The following is a 17,019-nucleotide window of genomic DNA, read 5'->3' as shown; positions in this document are numbered from 1 at the left end:
ATTAGCTAATTTCTGTTTTTATTACAATGTTTTTGCTGTGTTTTTTGTGCCTTGCACATGCTAATAATTAAAGCGAATTAATTAGTTAGTTCGTTATTTTTTGAAAAGTGTTACAGGTCAGTTTTGAAGTGATTTTTACTTTTTTTGCTACTAAAAGTAAAAATGATTTTCTTTTTTATTTTTTGGCGTACAATCAAAATCACCCATAAATATAGGTAACGTTATGTTATATAATAACAAATATATACATCATGAACTTCATCACAATGAGTGTTGTCATGGCAATTGTTTAAATATGGCACATAATCATGTTCATTTATCTCACGATATAACTTGTCATCAAGAATCAACACATAGCTGTGGGGGCGATACTCATACTACGTCTAAAAATGAGTTTGACGATCCCCCTGATGATCCCAACAGGCTAAACGAGCAAATTAAATTAACTTGGAAAATAAAAGGCATGGATTGTGCGCACTGTGCTCAACAAATTGAAAATAGCCTAAAAGCGTTACCCAATATTAACCAAATTAAGATTGTTTTTTCTACCGAAAAGTTGGTGGTATTTGTTCCCCAACATAATGAAAAAACCATTAAATTAATAGAAAATAAAGTTATCGAGCTAGGCTATAAACCTATTTTTGAATCATCTCCAGAACATTCTCATCATCATGATCATTCCCACAGTTTTGATAAAAAAGAACTAATTCCTTTAGTGGTATTAGGCACTTTAATTGTGATGAGTTATATCCTTTTGTTATGGAATCAAACCGTTGGCGAATATGCCTTTATGGTGACAGCAATTGTTGGGTTAATACCTATTTTGAAAGAAGCGGTAGTTTTAACGCGTAGTGGTACACCATTTGCAATTGAGTCGTTAATGAGTGTGTCAGCTATTGGAGCTTTGTTTATTGGTGCCTCCGAAGAAGCAACCATGGTCTTATTTTTATTTATGATAGGCGAAATGCTAGAAAGTATTGCTACAAGTAAAGCTAAAAAAGGTATTTCGTCGCTCGCTGAGCTGATGCCCCAAGAAACAGTGATAATCATTAATGGGGATCGAAAAACGGTTGCCAGTCATAGCTTAAAACCCAATGATATTATTGAAATTTCGTCTGGTGGTCGTTTGCCTGCTGATGTGATTTTGATAAGTGAGCAAGCCAATATTGATGAAAGTGCACTAACTGGTGAGTCGATCCCTGTTAATTATCTTTCTGGCGATAAGATTTTGGCTGGTTCACTCGTGGTTGATAATACAATCCAATTAAAAGTGGTATCAGAAGTTGGGCAAAATGCGGTAGATCGTATTTTACAGTTGATTGAAGATGCCGAGGAGCGTAAAGCACCTATTGAACGATTTATTGATAAATTTAGTCGTTATTATACGCCAGCAATTGCTTTATTTGCTCTGTTAGTGATTATTGCGCCACCTTTGTTGTTCAATGCTGATTGGTATACTTGGTTTTATCGAGGTTTAACTCTATTGTTAATTGGTTGCCCTTGTGCATTGGTTATTTCAACGCCTGCGGTAATAACGTCGGCCTTGTCTAATGCGGCAAAACAAGGCGTGCTAATTAAAGGCGGTGCGGCGCTAGAGCATATTGGTTCAGTTAAAGTGGTTGCATTTGATAAGACTGGTACGTTAACCGAAGGTAAACCGCAAGTCACCGATGTGATTAGTCAAGATATTTCAAAAGAGCAATTATTGACATTAGTTGCCGCTATTGAAAGCGGTTCGCATCACCCCATTGCTAAGGCTATTGTTGATTATGCATTGCAGAATCAATTAAATATTAATGAGGCCGATAATCGTAAAGCGATTGCGGGGGTTGGCGTTCAAGGCGAGGTAGATAATCAGACTTTTTATATTGTGTCACCAAGTAAGGTTGTGACAGTTTCATCACCATTGAAAGATGAACATACCAAAATTATTGAGGAGTTTGAAAACGCTGGTAAAACTGTAGTAGTTGCAGTAACAAGTCAACAATTGATGGGCATTATTGCATTGCAAGATGTGTTGCGGGCTGATGCAATTACTACAATGAATAAGCTTAATAAGCTTGGCGTTAAGACTTTGATGCTGACAGGCGATAATGCGCGAGCGGCCAAAGCCATTGCCTCGCAATTAGGTATGGATTACCGTGCGGAGTTGTTACCTGCCGATAAATTAGCAGAAATTGAAAAGATGCGTATCTCAACGACGATTGCTATGGTGGGCGATGGAATTAACGATTCTCCAGCCATGAAAGCGGCAACCGTAAGTATTGCTATGGGTAGTGGTACTGATGTTGCGCTAGAAGCCGCTGATGCCGCATTAACTAAAAACAGCTTGTTAAGTTTGCCTAAGCTAATTGGTTTAACTCGTTTTGCCTCTCGTAATATTAAACAAAATGTTACAATTGCGTTGGGAATTAAGTTAGTATTTTTAATTACCAGCTTATTTGGCTTTACTGGACTGTGGCTGGCTGTGCTAGCTGATTCAGGTACGACTGCGATTGTGACAGCTAACGCGCTTCGAGTTTTGAAATTTAAGAATAAAAGTTAAAATTGGTTTAATTAACCTATTTCACTTGTAGCAAGTGGAATAGGTTCTTTAAATGATTGTTAGGTTATTATTCATCACTTCTTAATGAGATTTCGCCACCAATATGAGCTTCAATTTTACCATTTTGTTCTAACAATAAGGCTCCTTGGTCATTTATACCTTTTGCTATTCCTTGAATAATGTTATCGCCAATTAATAGTTTTACAGGACGGTTAACAAAGTTATCTAGTCTATTCCAATCATTAATAAATGGCACTAAACCATGTTTTTCAAATTCTATTAATTGACTTTTTAAGGTTTTGGCAACCTGCGCAACTAATAAGTTACGATCAACATTGCCTAAATTAGCCCATTTTTGGTTAACTATGTTGGTATCCGGGTTTGTCATGGTTAAATTGACGCCAACACCAATCACAACATGGGCACAGTCGCCAGTTTTACCTGCAAGCTCAACTAAAATACCAGCTAGTTTTTGATCGTTAAGATATAGATCGTTTGGCCATTTAACTTTGATGTCTTGGCCAGATAATGTACGTAAGGTGTCAGCAATAACAATACCAACAACTAAACTCAATCCCATTGCCGCCGCTACGCCTTGTTCTAGTCGCCAATACATTGAAAAGTATAGATTAGTGCCAAAAGGTGAAAACCATTTTCGCCCTCGCCTTCCCCGTGCTTTGGATTGAAATTCGGCCACACAGCAATCGCCCGATGTTAGTTGATCAATTCGATCCAGTAGATATTGGTTAGTTGAATCAATAATAGGTAATATTTCACATCGACTATTCGATTGATAATGCTGGTTAATTTTGGTTTTATTAAGCAAATTAAGAGGCGCTGCCAAGCAATAGCCTTTACCCTGTATTGAGGTTAGCTCAATCCCCCACTCACGCAGTTGTTTGATGTATTTATTAATGCCTGCACGGGTTATGCCAAAAATTGTTGCCAATTCTTCCCCTGAATGGAATTGACCATCGGCTAGTATTTCAATTAATTTAAGCGGATTTTTGTAGCTGCGCATCCGTTCCTCTTTTTTGGGCTAATAATATAATAAAGTATAACGAAATTATAGCAAAACTAACAAATAAATAGGTGTTACTTGTTTTATCCATAATAAATGCTATCACAGCAGGAGCAACTAAACTCCCTAATGTATTGGTTAATAGCATTGCTTGATTCATCGCCACAATATCTTGCTTTCTAACACACGAGCAAGCCCAAGCCATGGATATGGGATAAATGGTGTAAATAGTGGCGCCTAATAAAATAATCGCCAACGCATTAAACCAATTGAATATCAGCATAATACATGCAATTAACATTAGTAACGATTCAATTAATAATATAAGTTGCCGTCCAAATTTGTCTGCACACCAGTTAGCAGGCATTTGTGCAATCACTCCTGATAAAATCAGTAAAATCATCCAATTAGCCACCTGAATATCACTATATCCTAAATGTGAGTAATAGGCTGGTAAAAGTGAATATAACGATCCAATTAACATACCTGCAATAACACAACCAGTTAACCCAAGTCGAGAGGGTTTATTTAATATCATTGGCATGATGTTAAAGCTGCTTTTTTTCCTTTTTGGTAATTTATAATGGGTCAGCAAAATAAATAAAATTGCTAATCCCATCAGTAACATAATAACTAATCCAAAATATAATATGTTTTGCGGAAAATACTGCAACAAAGCTTGCCCTAAAACCGTACCTAGGTAATAAGTGGTTAAATAAACTGCCAGCATTTTTCCTCGCGTACGTACAGGGCCAGTGAGTAATATACAACTTTCTATAACCACCCAAGTGACCGCACAAGCAATGCCTATAAAAAATCGCCACATTATCCAGCTATAAAAATTCATTGAAAAACTTAATCCAATGGTTGCAATGGCAAAAATAATGCAACTATAGGTGTATGTGTGCCGAGCATTGAATTTATTAATAAACCAATTGGCGAAAATGGTACCTAGCAAGTTACCAGTAAAATAACTTGATCCGACAAGACCAATTTGCCCAAGCGAAAACTCATTACGCACTAACCACAATGGTACCTGTGTGTTTAATGCTGACAACGAGATTGTTACAAAGAGCAAACTCGTTAATAAAATAGGGAATGAATACGAATGTTTCATAATGTTATCGCGTATAATTATGGGTTAAAATTTGCGGGCAATTATAATTTGGTGCTAATTATAAATAATTGTCTGCATCAATTTCGCCCGAGTTGCCGATAAATCGGATTTCGGGTGATAAATTCACCGAGAATTTTTGTAATACACATTTTTTTATATGTCGAGCTAATTCAACCACATCTTGTGCTGTTGCTTGGTCTTTATTAACTAAAACCAATGCTTGTTGTTGATGCACAGCCGCTCCGCCTATTTGGTAGCCTTTAAGACCACACTGATCAATAAGCCAACCTGCGGCTAATTTTGTTTGATGATTAGCTTGTGGATATATTGGCATGTTTGGATAAATTTCAAGTAGCTTGTCCGCCACAATTTTATCGATCACAGGGTTTTTAAAAAAACTTCCACCATTGCCTAAAACCTTTGGATCTGGCAATTTACTACAACGAATTTCGCACACTTTATCAAATATCATTTTTGCAGTAACAATTTTGGGATCAAAGTTTCGCAATTCCCCATAAGTTAAAACTGGCTGCCACTGTTTTGGTAATTTTATACCAACATTGATAACAGCATAACCTTGCAAATACGCTTTTTTGAAGATACTTTCACGATATCCATATTGGCCATCAGTTACAGTGATGATTTTGCCTGTAGCTAGTTCAAGTAGCTCCACATAATCAGCAACTTTTTGAAACTCAACACCATAAGCACCAATGTTTTGAATCGGTGCCGAACCTACACATCCAGGAATTAATGCTAGATTTTCAAGTCCTGGTATGTTCTGCTTGATTGTTGTTGATACTAGATCATGCCAAGTTTCACCAGCACCAACTTTTAAATGCCATGCTTGTTCTGTTTCGCTAATGGTAATACCTTTGATACGATTAACAATAATAATACCATCAAAATCACAGGTAAAAAGTGTGTTACTGCCTTCGCCAATAATCATAATTGGTAAATTTTGGGAGTTATCTTGCCAAACCTGTTGTAATTGTTCGGGACTGGTTACAGTAACAACGTTTTGCGCAAAAACAGTTAAACCAAATGTATTAGGAATTTTTTGTTTCATTGATAACTACCTTTAATTTTTTGTGAAAATAGATGCCCGAAAATCAATCAATTTCTTAGGTTATTTTTATAGTTTGGGATCTATCGTATTTAATGTTTATATTACCACATTGGTTAGGAGCTGTTGATCTTTTGTATTAATCATAAGCATCCTTTACATTCTTAGTCACATCATGCAATGTACTAATGCAATCATACTGATATAATTTATTGCCAACTTATTGTAACGTGTTACTACATTCAATAATGTTTCATTTTTCAGTGATTATCTGTTAACAATCTCCAGAGCATAACAAATTGTTATTATTAGCATTTTGCAAAATTATATTATAACACCATCTTTAATAGCGTCTTTCTATTTCCTTTTATTGAAAGAGCAACTGCTTTTAGCTGTATTTGATATTTTAATTAATTGTTAGGCGTGACGAAGTCCTTAAAATGCAAGTGTTCAGTATACCTAATATGTAGAAAGATGCCTTATCCGTTTTTAAATGTTTGCTGAATCGGTGACAATTATTTTTTCTTGATGATATAGGAGCCATATCGGATATTTGTGATACAAGGTTAGTGCTTTTTTATGTATATTCATTATAGTAGCTTCTCTAACAACTGTGAACAACACGATTCCTACATATAAGTAAAAATTAAATCATTCCTAATAAAGAATAATTTACAGAACATAAAAACTTATCGGTATATTAGTAATGAATTTTAAGTAAATGTTTGCTAAAATATAGCGATTTTTTAATTATTATCTGGAGAATTTTATGGCAGGTCATAGTAAATGGGCCAATACGAAACACCGTAAAGCTGCACAAGATGCAAAACGGGGTAAAATCTTTACCAAAATTATTCGTGAATTAGTAACTGCGGCAAAATTAGGTGGTGGCGATCCAGCGTCAAACCCTCGATTACGAGCTGCAATGGATAAAGCGTTATCTAATAATATGACCCGTGATACCATGAACCGAGCTGTTGCGCGGGGTGTTGGTGGGGAAGATGATAGCAACATGGAAACGATCATCTATGAAGGTTATGGTCCTGCTGGCACAGCTGTAATGGTTGAATGCCTGAGTGATAATCGTAATCGAACTGTGTCCGAAGTACGCCATGCATTTACTAAAACAGGTGGTAACTTAGGTACTGATGGTTCAGTTTCATATTTGTTCACTAAAAAAGGCGTTATTTCATACCCAACTGGTACTGATGAAGACCAAGTTATGGATGCAGCGCTTGAAGCAGGGGCAGACGACGTTGTGACTTATGATGACGGCGCAATTGATGTATTTACTACACCAGAATCATTTGGTGAAGTAAAAGATGCGCTTGATGCTGCTGGGCTAGTTGCCGAAGCCGCTGAAGTATCAATGATTCCAGCAACAAAAGTCGATCTTGATATTGAATCTGCACCAAAATTATTACGTTTAATTGATATGCTTGAAGATTGTGATGATGTTCAAGAAGTTTATCATAATGGTGAAGTTTCTGACGAGGTTGCTGCAACACTCTAATGGCCATTATTCTTGGCATCGATCCTGGATCTCGTTTGACGGGTTACGGTGTAATCCATCAAACGGGACGACAACTTACCTACCTTGGTAGCGGATGTATTCGTACTGCTGTTGATGATTTACCTACTCGTCTAAAACGAGTATACGCCGGTGTTAGTGAAATTATTTTACAATTCCAACCTGATATGTTTGCTATTGAACAAGTTTTTATGGCTCATAATGCCGATTCCGCATTAAAGTTAGGTCAAGCAAGGGGAGCTGCAATTGTTGCTGCTGTAAATAATAATTTACCTGTTTTTGAATACGCAGCTCGTTTAGTTAAGCAGAGTGTAGTAGGAACAGGCGCAGCCGATAAAAAGCAAGTGCAACATATGGTAAAATTATTATTAAAGTTACCAGCTAGCCCTCAAGCAGATGCCGCTGATGCCTTAGCTATAGCAATCACCCACGCCCATACAAGTCAATACTTAATAAACTCTCGTAAGTAAAATTATAAGAATTATAATGTGATCTAATTATTGGAGGAATATTAAGATTTCAGTTAATATAAAAAGAGTTATAAAATTCCTTTATAATATTCTCACAAAAAGTAAAAAACAGAACCAATAACATATTTGATTTAAAAGTTTTTACATACCCTTTTATTATTTTCACCAACAAAAAAGAAGCTAAATAATAAATAAAACATTAATGGATTAATATCTTATTGGTTAGCTTCTTCGGTGTTATTATCTGTTTTTCCCTTAATTTTTTTAACATTTTCAGTTGCAACAGATGCCATTCTCCCCATTGTATCTCTTAGGATTTTTCCATCATCAGTTTTGAATGAAGAAAGTTGCTCCATTCCGTTTTCATCAACTTCAAAATATGTTGCTTCAACAAATCCAAGTTTACTTGCATAAAATAAATGAGGAATACTACCACGCGTCGAATTATAGACTTGAACTGCTGCGTTATAAGCTTCTCTTCTTTTTAAGATAGTATTTTCAATTTCATCAAGTTGTACCATTAATTGCTGATAGGTTGAGTTTGCTTTTAAATCAGGAAAACGATTAGCCAACATTTGAACATTACCTATAACTCGAGATGTTTCAGAAGTAGCAACATTTGCACTAGCAACACTATCGCTCTCTGTAATATTAAAGTGAGTTAGCTTCTCATGATCACCATAGCTAGACGCTATGTCAGATAGTCTCTGAGCTATATCATGTCTTTTCTTTATTGTCACATAAATATTCGACTGCTTCTGTTTTACATTTTCAGCCAATCCCCTAAGTTTATTGTATGAAAAGAATAACCAACCTAAAATTAGAATTAAGAGAAATATTATTAACATAATTTAAAACCTTATTTGTAATCAAATTGCTATAATTAAAATGTTTGGCATTTTATACAACGTGCAAAAGAACACGAATAAAATCAGACTGCTGTTAATTCACCTTTAGTAAACCACCATTAATAATATAAATATCTAGTTTGTAGTCTCTAGAATTATATCATGCTCTAATTTTATCTAACTAGCATCAAACAAATTATTACATAATGTTCAGCGTAACACAGATTTTTGTTTTTTCGCCTCATTATATAATAGCCATTTATTGTAATCTAGCATATCCCTTCGCAATGACTTCATGTAAAGCATAAAAAATGCGCTAATTCACAATAGCGCATTTTGTGTTTAATTATTTATTTCAAAACTACCATAAAAATAACCTTCTCATCTACTCGTTAGCAAATTATTTTGTCCATATCAATAATAATAAAGCTCAATGAGTATAATAACTTTTTACATTTAAATCATTTAAGTGTACTTTTTTTACTTAATAAAACTGCTTTATTTTTATGTTTTGTAAATAGTTTTGTTACAAATAAAAAGAACAAGGGAACATAAAATATTGCTAAAAATGTTGCTGTCAACATACCACCAATTACACCAGTACCTACCGCATTTTGGCTAGCGGAACCAGCACCGCTATTTAATGCTAGCGGTAACACCCCTAAAATAAAAGCAAACGAAGTCATTAAAATCGGGCGTAGGCGAAGGCGACAAGCTTCAAGTGTAGCATCAATCAATGATTTACCCTCTTTTTCCAAGGCATCTTTGGCAAATTCTACAATCAATATAGCATTTTTAGCAGATAACCCCATTGTCGTTAATAGTCCTACAATAAAGTAAATATCGTTATCAAGCCCTCTAAACATAGTTGCAAATACTGTACCTAAAATCCCAAGAGGAATAACAAATAAGATCGAAATTGGCACTGTCCAACTTTCATACAATGCAGCTAATGATAAAAACACAACAATAATCGAAATAATATAAAGTGTTGTTGTTTGTGATCCTGTCTGACGTTCTTGATAAGATATACCTGTCCAGTCAAAAGTAAATCCTTTTGGCAAATTTTGGGACAACTCTTCCATCACAGCCATTGCTTGTCCAGAGCTTAGACCTGGAGCGGCTGAACCGCTTATCTCCATTGCAGCCACACCATCATAACGAACCAGTGAAGGAGAACCATAAGTTTTTGTCGTAGTAGCAAACGCATCATATGGAACCATTTCACCATTTTTATTTTTAACATGCCAGTAACTAAAATCATCTGGCAACATGCGATATGGTGCATCTGATTGTAGGTATACTTTTTTAACTCGGTTATTATAAACAAAATCGTCAATATAAGCAGAACCTAAAGCTGTGGACAATACAGTATTTACTGAATTTACCGAAACGCCTAATGCTTGTGCTGCTTCAAAATCAACATTAATTTTGTACTGCGGAACATCTAGCATACTTCCCGGTCTAACTTGTTGCAGTTTAGGATGATGAGAAGCTTGACCCAACATTTGGAAAAATGCACCTACCAAAGCATCATGACCATAACTAGCCGTATCTTTCAGCACATAAGAAAAACCATTAGCCATACCTAATGCTGGAACAGCTGGTAAGTTGGTAACAATTACCCTCCCCTCGGTTATAGTAGAAGCAAATCCCCAACCGCTAGCGACTAAAGCATTAACTTTTTGATCAGCGCGTTTACGTTGTTCCCAATTTTTTAATCGAACAAAGCCTAGCCCCATATTTTGCCCACGACCAACCATACTAAATCCAGCTACAGTAAATATTTCCTCAACTGAATCAGCTTTTTGCTCAGTATAAAATTTTGCCGTTTTATTTAAAACTGACATAGTTTGCTCTAAAGTTGATCCTGGCGGTAGCTCAACCATAACTAAAAGCACCCCCTGATCTTCATTAGGTAAAAAACCAGTAGGTAACCGATTAAAACCAAAGATTAATCCAACTAGAATTAAAGCATAACAAACAAAAGCTATTAATGGATAACGAACAACTTTTATTACACCTTTTTCATAATGGCGTAAACTTTTTTCATAGAACTCGTTAAACCATTTAAAGAATTTTTTTGTGCCAACAGAACACCAACTAAATAGTGATATAGATTCTAACTTTTCAACTAATGAATTTCTTTTTAATTTACTTTTAGATGGTGCTTTTAAAATTTGAACACAAAGTGCTGGAGTTAATACGATTGCCATCAATACTGATAATGCCATCGCTGTTACAATGGTAATTGAAAATTGGCGGTAAATTCCACCCGCTGCACCTCCATAAAACGCCATAGGAACGAATACTGCAGATAACACAACTGCAATACCAACCAACGCTGAAGTAATTTGTTCCATCGATTTAACGGTTGCATCATAAGGCGATAAACCTTCATCATGCATAATACGTTCAACGTTCTCAATAACAACTATTGCATCATCTACCAACAAGCCTATGGCAAGCACCATTGCAAACATAGATAATGTATTAATCGTAAACCCACAGATATACAAAACAGCAAAAGTTCCTAGCAATACCACAGGTACGGTAATCGTCGGTATAAGTGTCGAACGGAGATTTTGTAAAAAGACATACATTACAATAACAACTAAAATAATAGCTTCAATCAATGTATGTACTACGTTATTAATTGATAATTTTACAAATGGTGTTGTGTCATACGGATAAGCATAGTGAATATCTTCAGGAAAGATTTTTGATAATTCGGCTAATTTTTTATCTACCTGATCAGAAGTTTCTAATTGGTTAGCTCCTGTTGCCAAATAAATACCAAGACCTGCAGATGCTTTACCATCATAATAAGAAATAAAGTTATAATCAGACGCACCAATTTCAACCGTTGCTATATCTTTTAATAAAAGATTAGAACCATCTGTATTTACACGCACTAAAATATTTTGGAATTGTTCGGGTGTTTTTAAACGTGATTGAGCTGTAATTGTCGCATTGAGTTCTTGTCCATCTGTTGATGGTAAGGCACCTAATTGCCCTGCTGTTACTTGCGCATTTTGTGCTTGAATAGCCGCAATGATTTCTTCAATTGATAAATTAAAATAGGTCAATTTATTTGGATCAAGCCAAATACGCATTGCATATTCAGAGCCAAACAATTGAGTATCACCTACACCCTGTACACGTCTAATCTGATCTTGCACAGTTGAATAAACAAAATCAGCAATATCTGCTTGTGTTTTTTTAGGATTTGTTGAATAAAAACCCACAACCTTTAAAAAATTGGTGTTATTTTTTGCAACAGAAACACCATTTTTTTGCACACTTTCTGGTAGCCTTGATTTAATACTCTCTACTTTATTTAACACTTGTACTTGAGCAAAATCGGGATTAGTTCCAGGAGCAAAGGTTAACGTCGTTTGAACAACACCTTGTGCACTACTGGTTGATTTCATATAAATTAGATTATCCAATCCAGTTAAATTCTGTTCAATCAACTGAGTAACAGTATTTTCGATGGTCTGTGCATCGGCACCTGGGTAAACAGCACTAACAGTTACAGCAGGAGGGGCAATGTCAGGATACTGCTCAACAGCTAGTAGCTTGATACATAAAGCACCTCCTAGCATCATCATGATAGCAATTACCCATGCAAAAACAGGTCTATCAATAAAAAACTTAGCCATAATTTACCTACTCCTGTTTTATTTCACACTGTTTTTTATGATACTGTCTAATTGTTCTTGTGAAAGTGTATTAGGATCTCCGACTTTTTCTACTTTCATAGGTGGAGCATCTTTTTGAGGTTTTTCAACAGAAGTTAAATTAAGTAATCCAGTAATAATAACCTCTTCACCAATGTTAATTCCCTTTGTTACAACCCAATAACCACCAACTCCTGTGTATACTTGAATATCTTGTCGATACTCTACTGTATTATCAGGTTTCAAAATTTTTGCAGTATATTGCCCTAACTTATTGCTGGTAATTCCTTGCTGTGGAACAAGCACTGCATTTTTGATATAGCCTAATGTCAACTGAGGCTTAACAAACATGCCGGGTAAAATTTTCCCTTCACTATTTGTAAATTGTGACCGCAAAGTTACTGTACCCGTTGTTTCATTTACAGTCATATCAGAAAATTTTACACTACCTGGATAAGCGTATTTAGAACCATCATTAAAGTATAATTCGACATTTTTACCTTTTACTGGTTCATAAATTACGTTTTCATCCTGAATATATTTATTATAACGGGTAGCCGCTTCTGTCATATCGACATAAATTGGGTCTAGTTGTTGAACTAGTGCAAGTGGTGTCGATTGACCTGCCGACACTAATGCCCCTTCAGTCACACTTGATTTACCTATATACCCATCAATTGGTGAATACACTTTTGTATATTCTAAATTGACTTTAGCTGTATGCTCAGCTGCTTGTGCAACTAATACTGCAGCTTCAGCCTGTTTAGCATCTGCAGCTGCTTTATCGTAATCTTGTTGGCTGATTGATTTAGTATTTAATAATCCAGCGTAACGCTTAAGAGTAAGTTGAGCAATATTTGCATTCGCTTTAGCGCTAGCAACACTTGCTACCGCACTATCATAATTAGCTTGATAAATAGCTGGATCTATTTGATAAAGAGATTGTCCGGCCTTAACATTCGAACTTTCATCAAACTCGCGTTTTAAGACGATACCACTTACTTGAGGCCTAATTTCAGCAATTTGAGATGCAACAACCCTACCTGGTAAACCAATTTTTAATGTATAATTCAATGGTTCCACTTTAAATACAGTTACCTTCGGTAATTTATTATTACCATTTTTTGAATTGCCATTATCACAACTTGTTAATAAAAGTAGGCTAGCACACGCCACAGGCAAGGCTAATAATAGCTTGTTAAATCTCATATAAAAATGACCTCAGTAAACTTAATAATTATTTTAATTTTTAATAATTGATCTTAGTTAAAAGTAATCGGCGATTTTACAAAAAATATGCACAGATTGTAAGTATCTTTACAAGTTAATAGCACAGAGTTCTAAAAAATAGCTAGTTAGATTATGATACTAAAAAAAGTATTGCTAATTAGGATTATTGCTAGAAATAAAGTAATATAGAGTAATTGATTTTTTGTGCTATAAAGTATCTTAAATAAAATGTTATACTACAAATATCAAATATGGTTGCTTTAATGAATATTAATTCATATTGCTAATAAAGAATAAAAAATTTACATTACTGTACTCCGCAATCACTTTTTCAAAAGATGATTGAATAATTTGAGTCTATATTTAATTTAATACAGAGATGGTTATTATGGATAATTTACGTATTGTTCTAGTTGTTGTTGCATCCTTGGTCATTATTGCATTGCTCATCCATGGGTTTTGGATCAATAAAAAAGAACGTTCTTCGCTTTTTAGTTCAAATAAAAAAGGAAAATTTGAAAAAAATACTCAACAATATCAAAACTATTCTATGAATGACATAGAAGAAGATGATGATGTTATCTTACTCAAACCTAAAACAACAAAAAGCAGTGAAACCGTTGAAAACGATGTAATTATTAATGAACTCACAAAAGAGCAAGAAAAAATACCTCAACAAGAAGATTTATTTGTTGATAATGACGACAAACAAGAGATTAATGCTGAAACAACAAAAGAACCAGCTATCAATGTTGAACTTGATCTTTTTGAAGATGAACAACACCCTGATTTAATTCTTACAACGAAAGAAAAACCATCAGATACTAATAATGAAATTAACCATAACGAAGAACCCAAAAAAATAAATATTGACACTGAACAATCCACAACCGAAATTATTGTATTAAATATCACAGGCATTAACGGGAAATTATTACAAGGTGATGTGTTACTCGCTAGCATTATGCAATCTGGTTTTCAGTTCGGTGATATGAGAATTTTTCACCGCCATGTAGATCCTGCGGGTAATGGAGCAATATTATTTAGTTTAGCCAATATGGTGACACCTGGATATTTGGATCCCGATACAATGTATGAATTTACCACACCTGGTGTGTCTATTTTTATGGTTGCGCCTACAGAGGGTAACAATCAACAAAACTTCAAATTAATGTTGCAAACAGCACAACGCATAGCTGACGATGTCAACGGTGTAGTATTAGATGATGAACATCATATGCTAACCCCTCAAAAAATAGACAGTTATAAAGAACGTATTAAAAAGGTCAGTAACGAAATTTAACCGTAGTCTTTTCAGCAAATCTTTTAAAAAATTCCACCAACTTGAATTGGTGGATAAAAATGAATATAACCTATTTATAATATTTTCCCAAACCTTCGTTTTAATAAGAGCATATAATCATGTCGCTACATAATGAAACAAAAAATTCAGTAAGTACACCTGAATTGAATAAAGACATAGCGAAGCAATTGACTTCACTACGCAACCTAATTAGACATCATGAATACTGTTATTATGTCCTTGATACACCAGAAATTCCCGATGTTGAATATGATAAATTAATAAAGCAACTACAAACATTAGAACAGCAAAACCCAGATCTTATTACTTCCGACTCACCAACCCAACGAGTTGGTGGTTCCCCATTAGCCCAATTTGCATCAATTAAACATGAAATACCTATGCTATCACTAGATAATGTCTTTGATGATGCTAGTTTTATTGCATTTAACAAGCGAGTTAAAGATCGTCTTCATTTAAACGATGCTGAACAGGTTGAATATTGTTGTGAGCTCAAACTTGACGGACTTGCTGTCAGTCTTCTTTATGAAAATGGTCGTTTTTTACAAGCAGCAACACGAGGAGATGGTACAACAGGAGAAGACATAACAGCCAATGTAAAGACTATCAAAACAATTCCACTAGTTCTAAGAGGCGATAACATCCCTTCTAGATTAGAAGTTCGAGGAGAAGTCTTTATGACACATAAAGGCTTCGAAAAACTCAACGCAGATGCAGAAAAGCATAACGAAAGAGTATTTGCCAATCCGCGTAATGCAGCCGCTGGTTCATTAAGACAATTAGATCCTAAAATTACAGCAAAAAGACCATTAGCATTTTTTTGTTATGGTGTTGGTATTGTCGAAGGTACCACATTACCTGACACTCATTACGATCGTTTAATGCAATTTAAAGCTTGGGGGTTACCAGTTAGTAATAAAGTACAAAAACGCCAAGGGGTGCAAGCCGCTCTAGATTATTTTAAACTAATTGGTGAACAGCGTATGTCATTAGATTTTGATATCGATGGTGTAGTAATTAAAGTTAATAGTATTGAACTACAAAATCAGCTTGGATTTGTTGCTCGAGCACCAAGATGGGCCACAGCATTTAAATATCCGGCTCAAGAAGAAATTACAAAATTAAATAAAGTAGACTTTCAAGTTGGGCGAACAGGTGCAATTACTCCTGTAGCAAGGCTTGAACCTGTATCAGTTGCTGGCGTTATTGTGAGCAATGCGACATTACATAATAGCGATGAAATAATCCGATTAGGTATCCGTGAGGGTGACTATGTAACAATACGCCGAGCTGGTGACGTTATTCCTAAAATAGTAGCCGCCATAGTAGATAGAAGACCCGCCGACACAAAAGAAATCATCTTTCCGACACACTGCCCTATTTGTGGCTCGCAAATAGTTCGAGACGAAGGTGCAGCGATATCACGCTGTGCTGGAGGTTTGATTTGCCCTGCACAACGAAAAGAAGCCTTAAAGCATTTTGTTTCACGGCGAGCAATGAATGTTGATGGTATGGGCGAAAAAATTATTGAACAACTGGTTGATAAAGAATATGTCAAAACACCTGCAGATTTATATAAACTAAATCTACCAACACTATGTAGTTTAGATAAAATTGGGGAAAAATCTGCCAATAACTTATTAAATGCACTAGAATTATCTAAAAATACTACATTAAGCCGCTTTATATTTGCGCTTGGAATCCCGAATGTTGGTGAAGTTACTGCCGAAAATCTTGTTAACCAACTTGGTAGTTTATCAGCAATTGAGAATGCCTCACTAGAAAAACTACAATCAGTAAACGAAATTGGTGCCGTCATTGCAGAAAGCATTATTGACTTTTTTCAAGAACCACATAATCGCAATGTAATTGAACAACTAACCAGTAATGAAGTAGGCATTCACTGGCAAGATGTCATTCCACAGGTACAAGAGATCGCCATTAACTCACCTTTTTCAGGAAAAACTGTAGTATTAACTGGTACATTGTCGGTTTTAACACGAGATGAAGCCAAAGATAAATTAAAGCAACTAGGAGCCAAAGTAACAGGCAGTGTTTCGAAAAATACTGATCTAGTCATTGCAGGAGAAGCAGCAGGCTCTAAACTTAATAAGGCTCAAGAACTAGGAATAAAAGTTATTGATGAGCAAGAATTAATAAATTTACTTGATCAGTAAATATCAA

At 35.2% G+C, this 17,019-nt stretch carries 11 protein-coding genes; 5 read left to right on the top strand and 6 right to left on the bottom strand.

Going from position 1 to position 17,019, the window contains the following annotated elements:
• The first annotated feature begins 223 nt into the window (after positions 1–223).
• Positions 224–2,545 carry a zinc/cadmium/mercury/lead-transporting ATPase gene (locus J6569_RS07745; RefSeq protein WP_296318176.1) on the top strand — a complete coding sequence of 774 codons (2,322 nt, stop codon included), beginning with the start codon at positions 224–226 and terminating at the stop codon, positions 2,543–2,545.
• 67 nt (positions 2,546–2,612) lie between these two features.
• On the opposite strand, the gene birA is transcribed toward J6569_RS07745, so the two are convergent.
• Genes birA through murB form a run of 3 tightly spaced genes read right to left on the bottom strand, consistent with a single transcriptional unit; the run spans position 2,613 to position 5,752 of the window.
• Positions 2,613–3,566 (bottom strand): bifunctional biotin--[acetyl-CoA-carboxylase] ligase/biotin operon repressor BirA, encoded by a 954-nt coding sequence (gene birA, locus J6569_RS07740; RefSeq protein WP_174799444.1) that lies wholly within the window; start codon positions 3,564–3,566, stop codon positions 2,613–2,615.
• Positions 3,541–4,683, bottom strand: coding sequence for an MFS transporter (locus J6569_RS07735; protein WP_065560337.1), 1,143 nt, complete (start codon positions 4,681–4,683; stop codon positions 3,541–3,543). Before J6569_RS07735 ends, birA begins: the two co-directional genes overlap by 26 nt.
• Positions 4,684–4,741: 58 nt before the next feature.
• On the bottom strand, positions 4,742–5,752 hold the full coding sequence (murB, locus tag J6569_RS07730; protein ID WP_174799443.1) for a UDP-N-acetylmuramate dehydrogenase: 1,011 nt from the start codon (positions 5,750–5,752) through the stop codon (positions 4,742–4,744).
• 766 nt (positions 5,753–6,518) lie between these two features.
• Between murB and J6569_RS07725 the strand changes: the two genes are divergently transcribed.
• Positions 6,519–7,262 carry a YebC/PmpR family DNA-binding transcriptional regulator gene (locus J6569_RS07725; RefSeq protein ID WP_065560314.1) on the top strand — a complete coding sequence of 248 codons (744 nt, stop codon included), beginning with the start codon at positions 6,519–6,521 and terminating at the stop codon, positions 7,260–7,262.
• Positions 7,262–7,750 carry a crossover junction endodeoxyribonuclease RuvC gene (gene ruvC / locus J6569_RS07720; protein ID WP_065608848.1) on the top strand — a complete coding sequence of 163 codons (489 nt, stop codon included), beginning with the start codon at positions 7,262–7,264 and terminating at the stop codon, positions 7,748–7,750. Before J6569_RS07725 ends, ruvC begins: the two co-directional genes overlap by 1 nt.
• 215 nt (positions 7,751–7,965) lie before the next feature.
• On the opposite strand, the gene J6569_RS07715 is transcribed toward ruvC, so the two are convergent.
• The 3 genes from J6569_RS07715 to J6569_RS07705 form a co-directional block, all read right to left on the bottom strand.
• Positions 7,966–8,598 carry a LemA family protein gene (locus tag J6569_RS07715; RefSeq protein ID WP_065608849.1) on the bottom strand — a complete coding sequence of 211 codons (633 nt, stop codon included), beginning with the start codon at positions 8,596–8,598 and terminating at the stop codon, positions 7,966–7,968.
• A gap of 461 nt (positions 8,599–9,059) precedes the next feature.
• Positions 9,060–12,263, bottom strand: coding sequence for an efflux RND transporter permease subunit (locus J6569_RS07710; protein ID WP_296318175.1), 3,204 nt, complete (start codon positions 12,261–12,263; stop codon positions 9,060–9,062).
• Positions 12,264–12,281: 18 nt separating this feature from the next.
• Positions 12,282–13,490 carry an efflux RND transporter periplasmic adaptor subunit gene (locus J6569_RS07705; protein ID WP_296318174.1) on the bottom strand — a complete coding sequence of 403 codons (1,209 nt, stop codon included), beginning with the start codon at positions 13,488–13,490 and terminating at the stop codon, positions 12,282–12,284.
• Positions 13,491–13,899: 409 nt separating this feature from the next.
• On the opposite strand from J6569_RS07705, the gene zipA reads away from it, so the two are divergent.
• Together zipA and ligA are read left to right on the top strand one after the other, a co-directional pair.
• On the top strand, positions 13,900–14,814 hold the full coding sequence (gene zipA, locus J6569_RS07700) for a cell division protein ZipA (protein WP_174799441.1): 915 nt from the start codon (positions 13,900–13,902) through the stop codon (positions 14,812–14,814).
• Between the two features lie 119 nt (positions 14,815–14,933).
• Positions 14,934–17,012 (top strand): NAD-dependent DNA ligase LigA, encoded by a 2,079-nt coding sequence (ligA, locus tag J6569_RS07695; RefSeq protein WP_296318173.1) that lies wholly within the window; start codon positions 14,934–14,936, stop codon positions 17,010–17,012.
• Positions 17,013–17,019: the final 7 nt, after the last annotated feature.

This window comes from Gilliamella sp. (assembly GCF_024104075.1).
In the GTDB taxonomy this organism is placed as follows: Bacteria; Pseudomonadota; Gammaproteobacteria; order Enterobacterales; family Orbaceae; genus Gilliamella; species Gilliamella bombi.
Note: the sequence above shows the minus strand (reverse complement) of the source record. Positions and strands in the feature narration are given on the sequence as shown.

Bases quoted from the DNA above. Each gene is read 5' to 3' on its own strand.
- birA (WP_174799444.1), bottom strand. From the start codon at position 3,566: ATGCGCAGCTACAAAAATCCGCTTAAATTAATTGAAATACTAGCCGAT.
- J6569_RS07735 (WP_065560337.1), bottom strand. From the start codon at position 4,683: ATGAAACATTCGTATTCATTCCCTATTTTATTAACGAGTTTGCTCTTT.
- J6569_RS07745 (WP_296318176.1), top strand. From the start codon at position 224: ATGTTATATAATAACAAATATATACATCATGAACTTCATCACAATGAG.
- J6569_RS07715 (WP_065608849.1), bottom strand. From the start codon at position 8,598: ATGTTAATAATATTTCTCTTAATTCTAATTTTAGGTTGGTTATTCTTT.
- J6569_RS07710 (WP_296318175.1), bottom strand. From the start codon at position 12,263: ATGGCTAAGTTTTTTATTGATAGACCTGTTTTTGCATGGGTAATTGCT.
- ligA (WP_296318173.1), top strand. From the start codon at position 14,934: ATGTCGCTACATAATGAAACAAAAAATTCAGTAAGTACACCTGAATTG.
- zipA (WP_174799441.1), top strand. From the start codon at position 13,900: ATGGATAATTTACGTATTGTTCTAGTTGTTGTTGCATCCTTGGTCATT.
- ruvC (WP_065608848.1), top strand. From the start codon at position 7,262: ATGGCCATTATTCTTGGCATCGATCCTGGATCTCGTTTGACGGGTTAC.
- J6569_RS07705 (WP_296318174.1), bottom strand. From the start codon at position 13,490: ATGAGATTTAACAAGCTATTATTAGCCTTGCCTGTGGCGTGTGCTAGC.
- murB (WP_174799443.1), bottom strand. From the start codon at position 5,752: ATGAAACAAAAAATTCCTAATACATTTGGTTTAACTGTTTTTGCGCAA.
- J6569_RS07725 (WP_065560314.1), top strand. From the start codon at position 6,519: ATGGCAGGTCATAGTAAATGGGCCAATACGAAACACCGTAAAGCTGCA.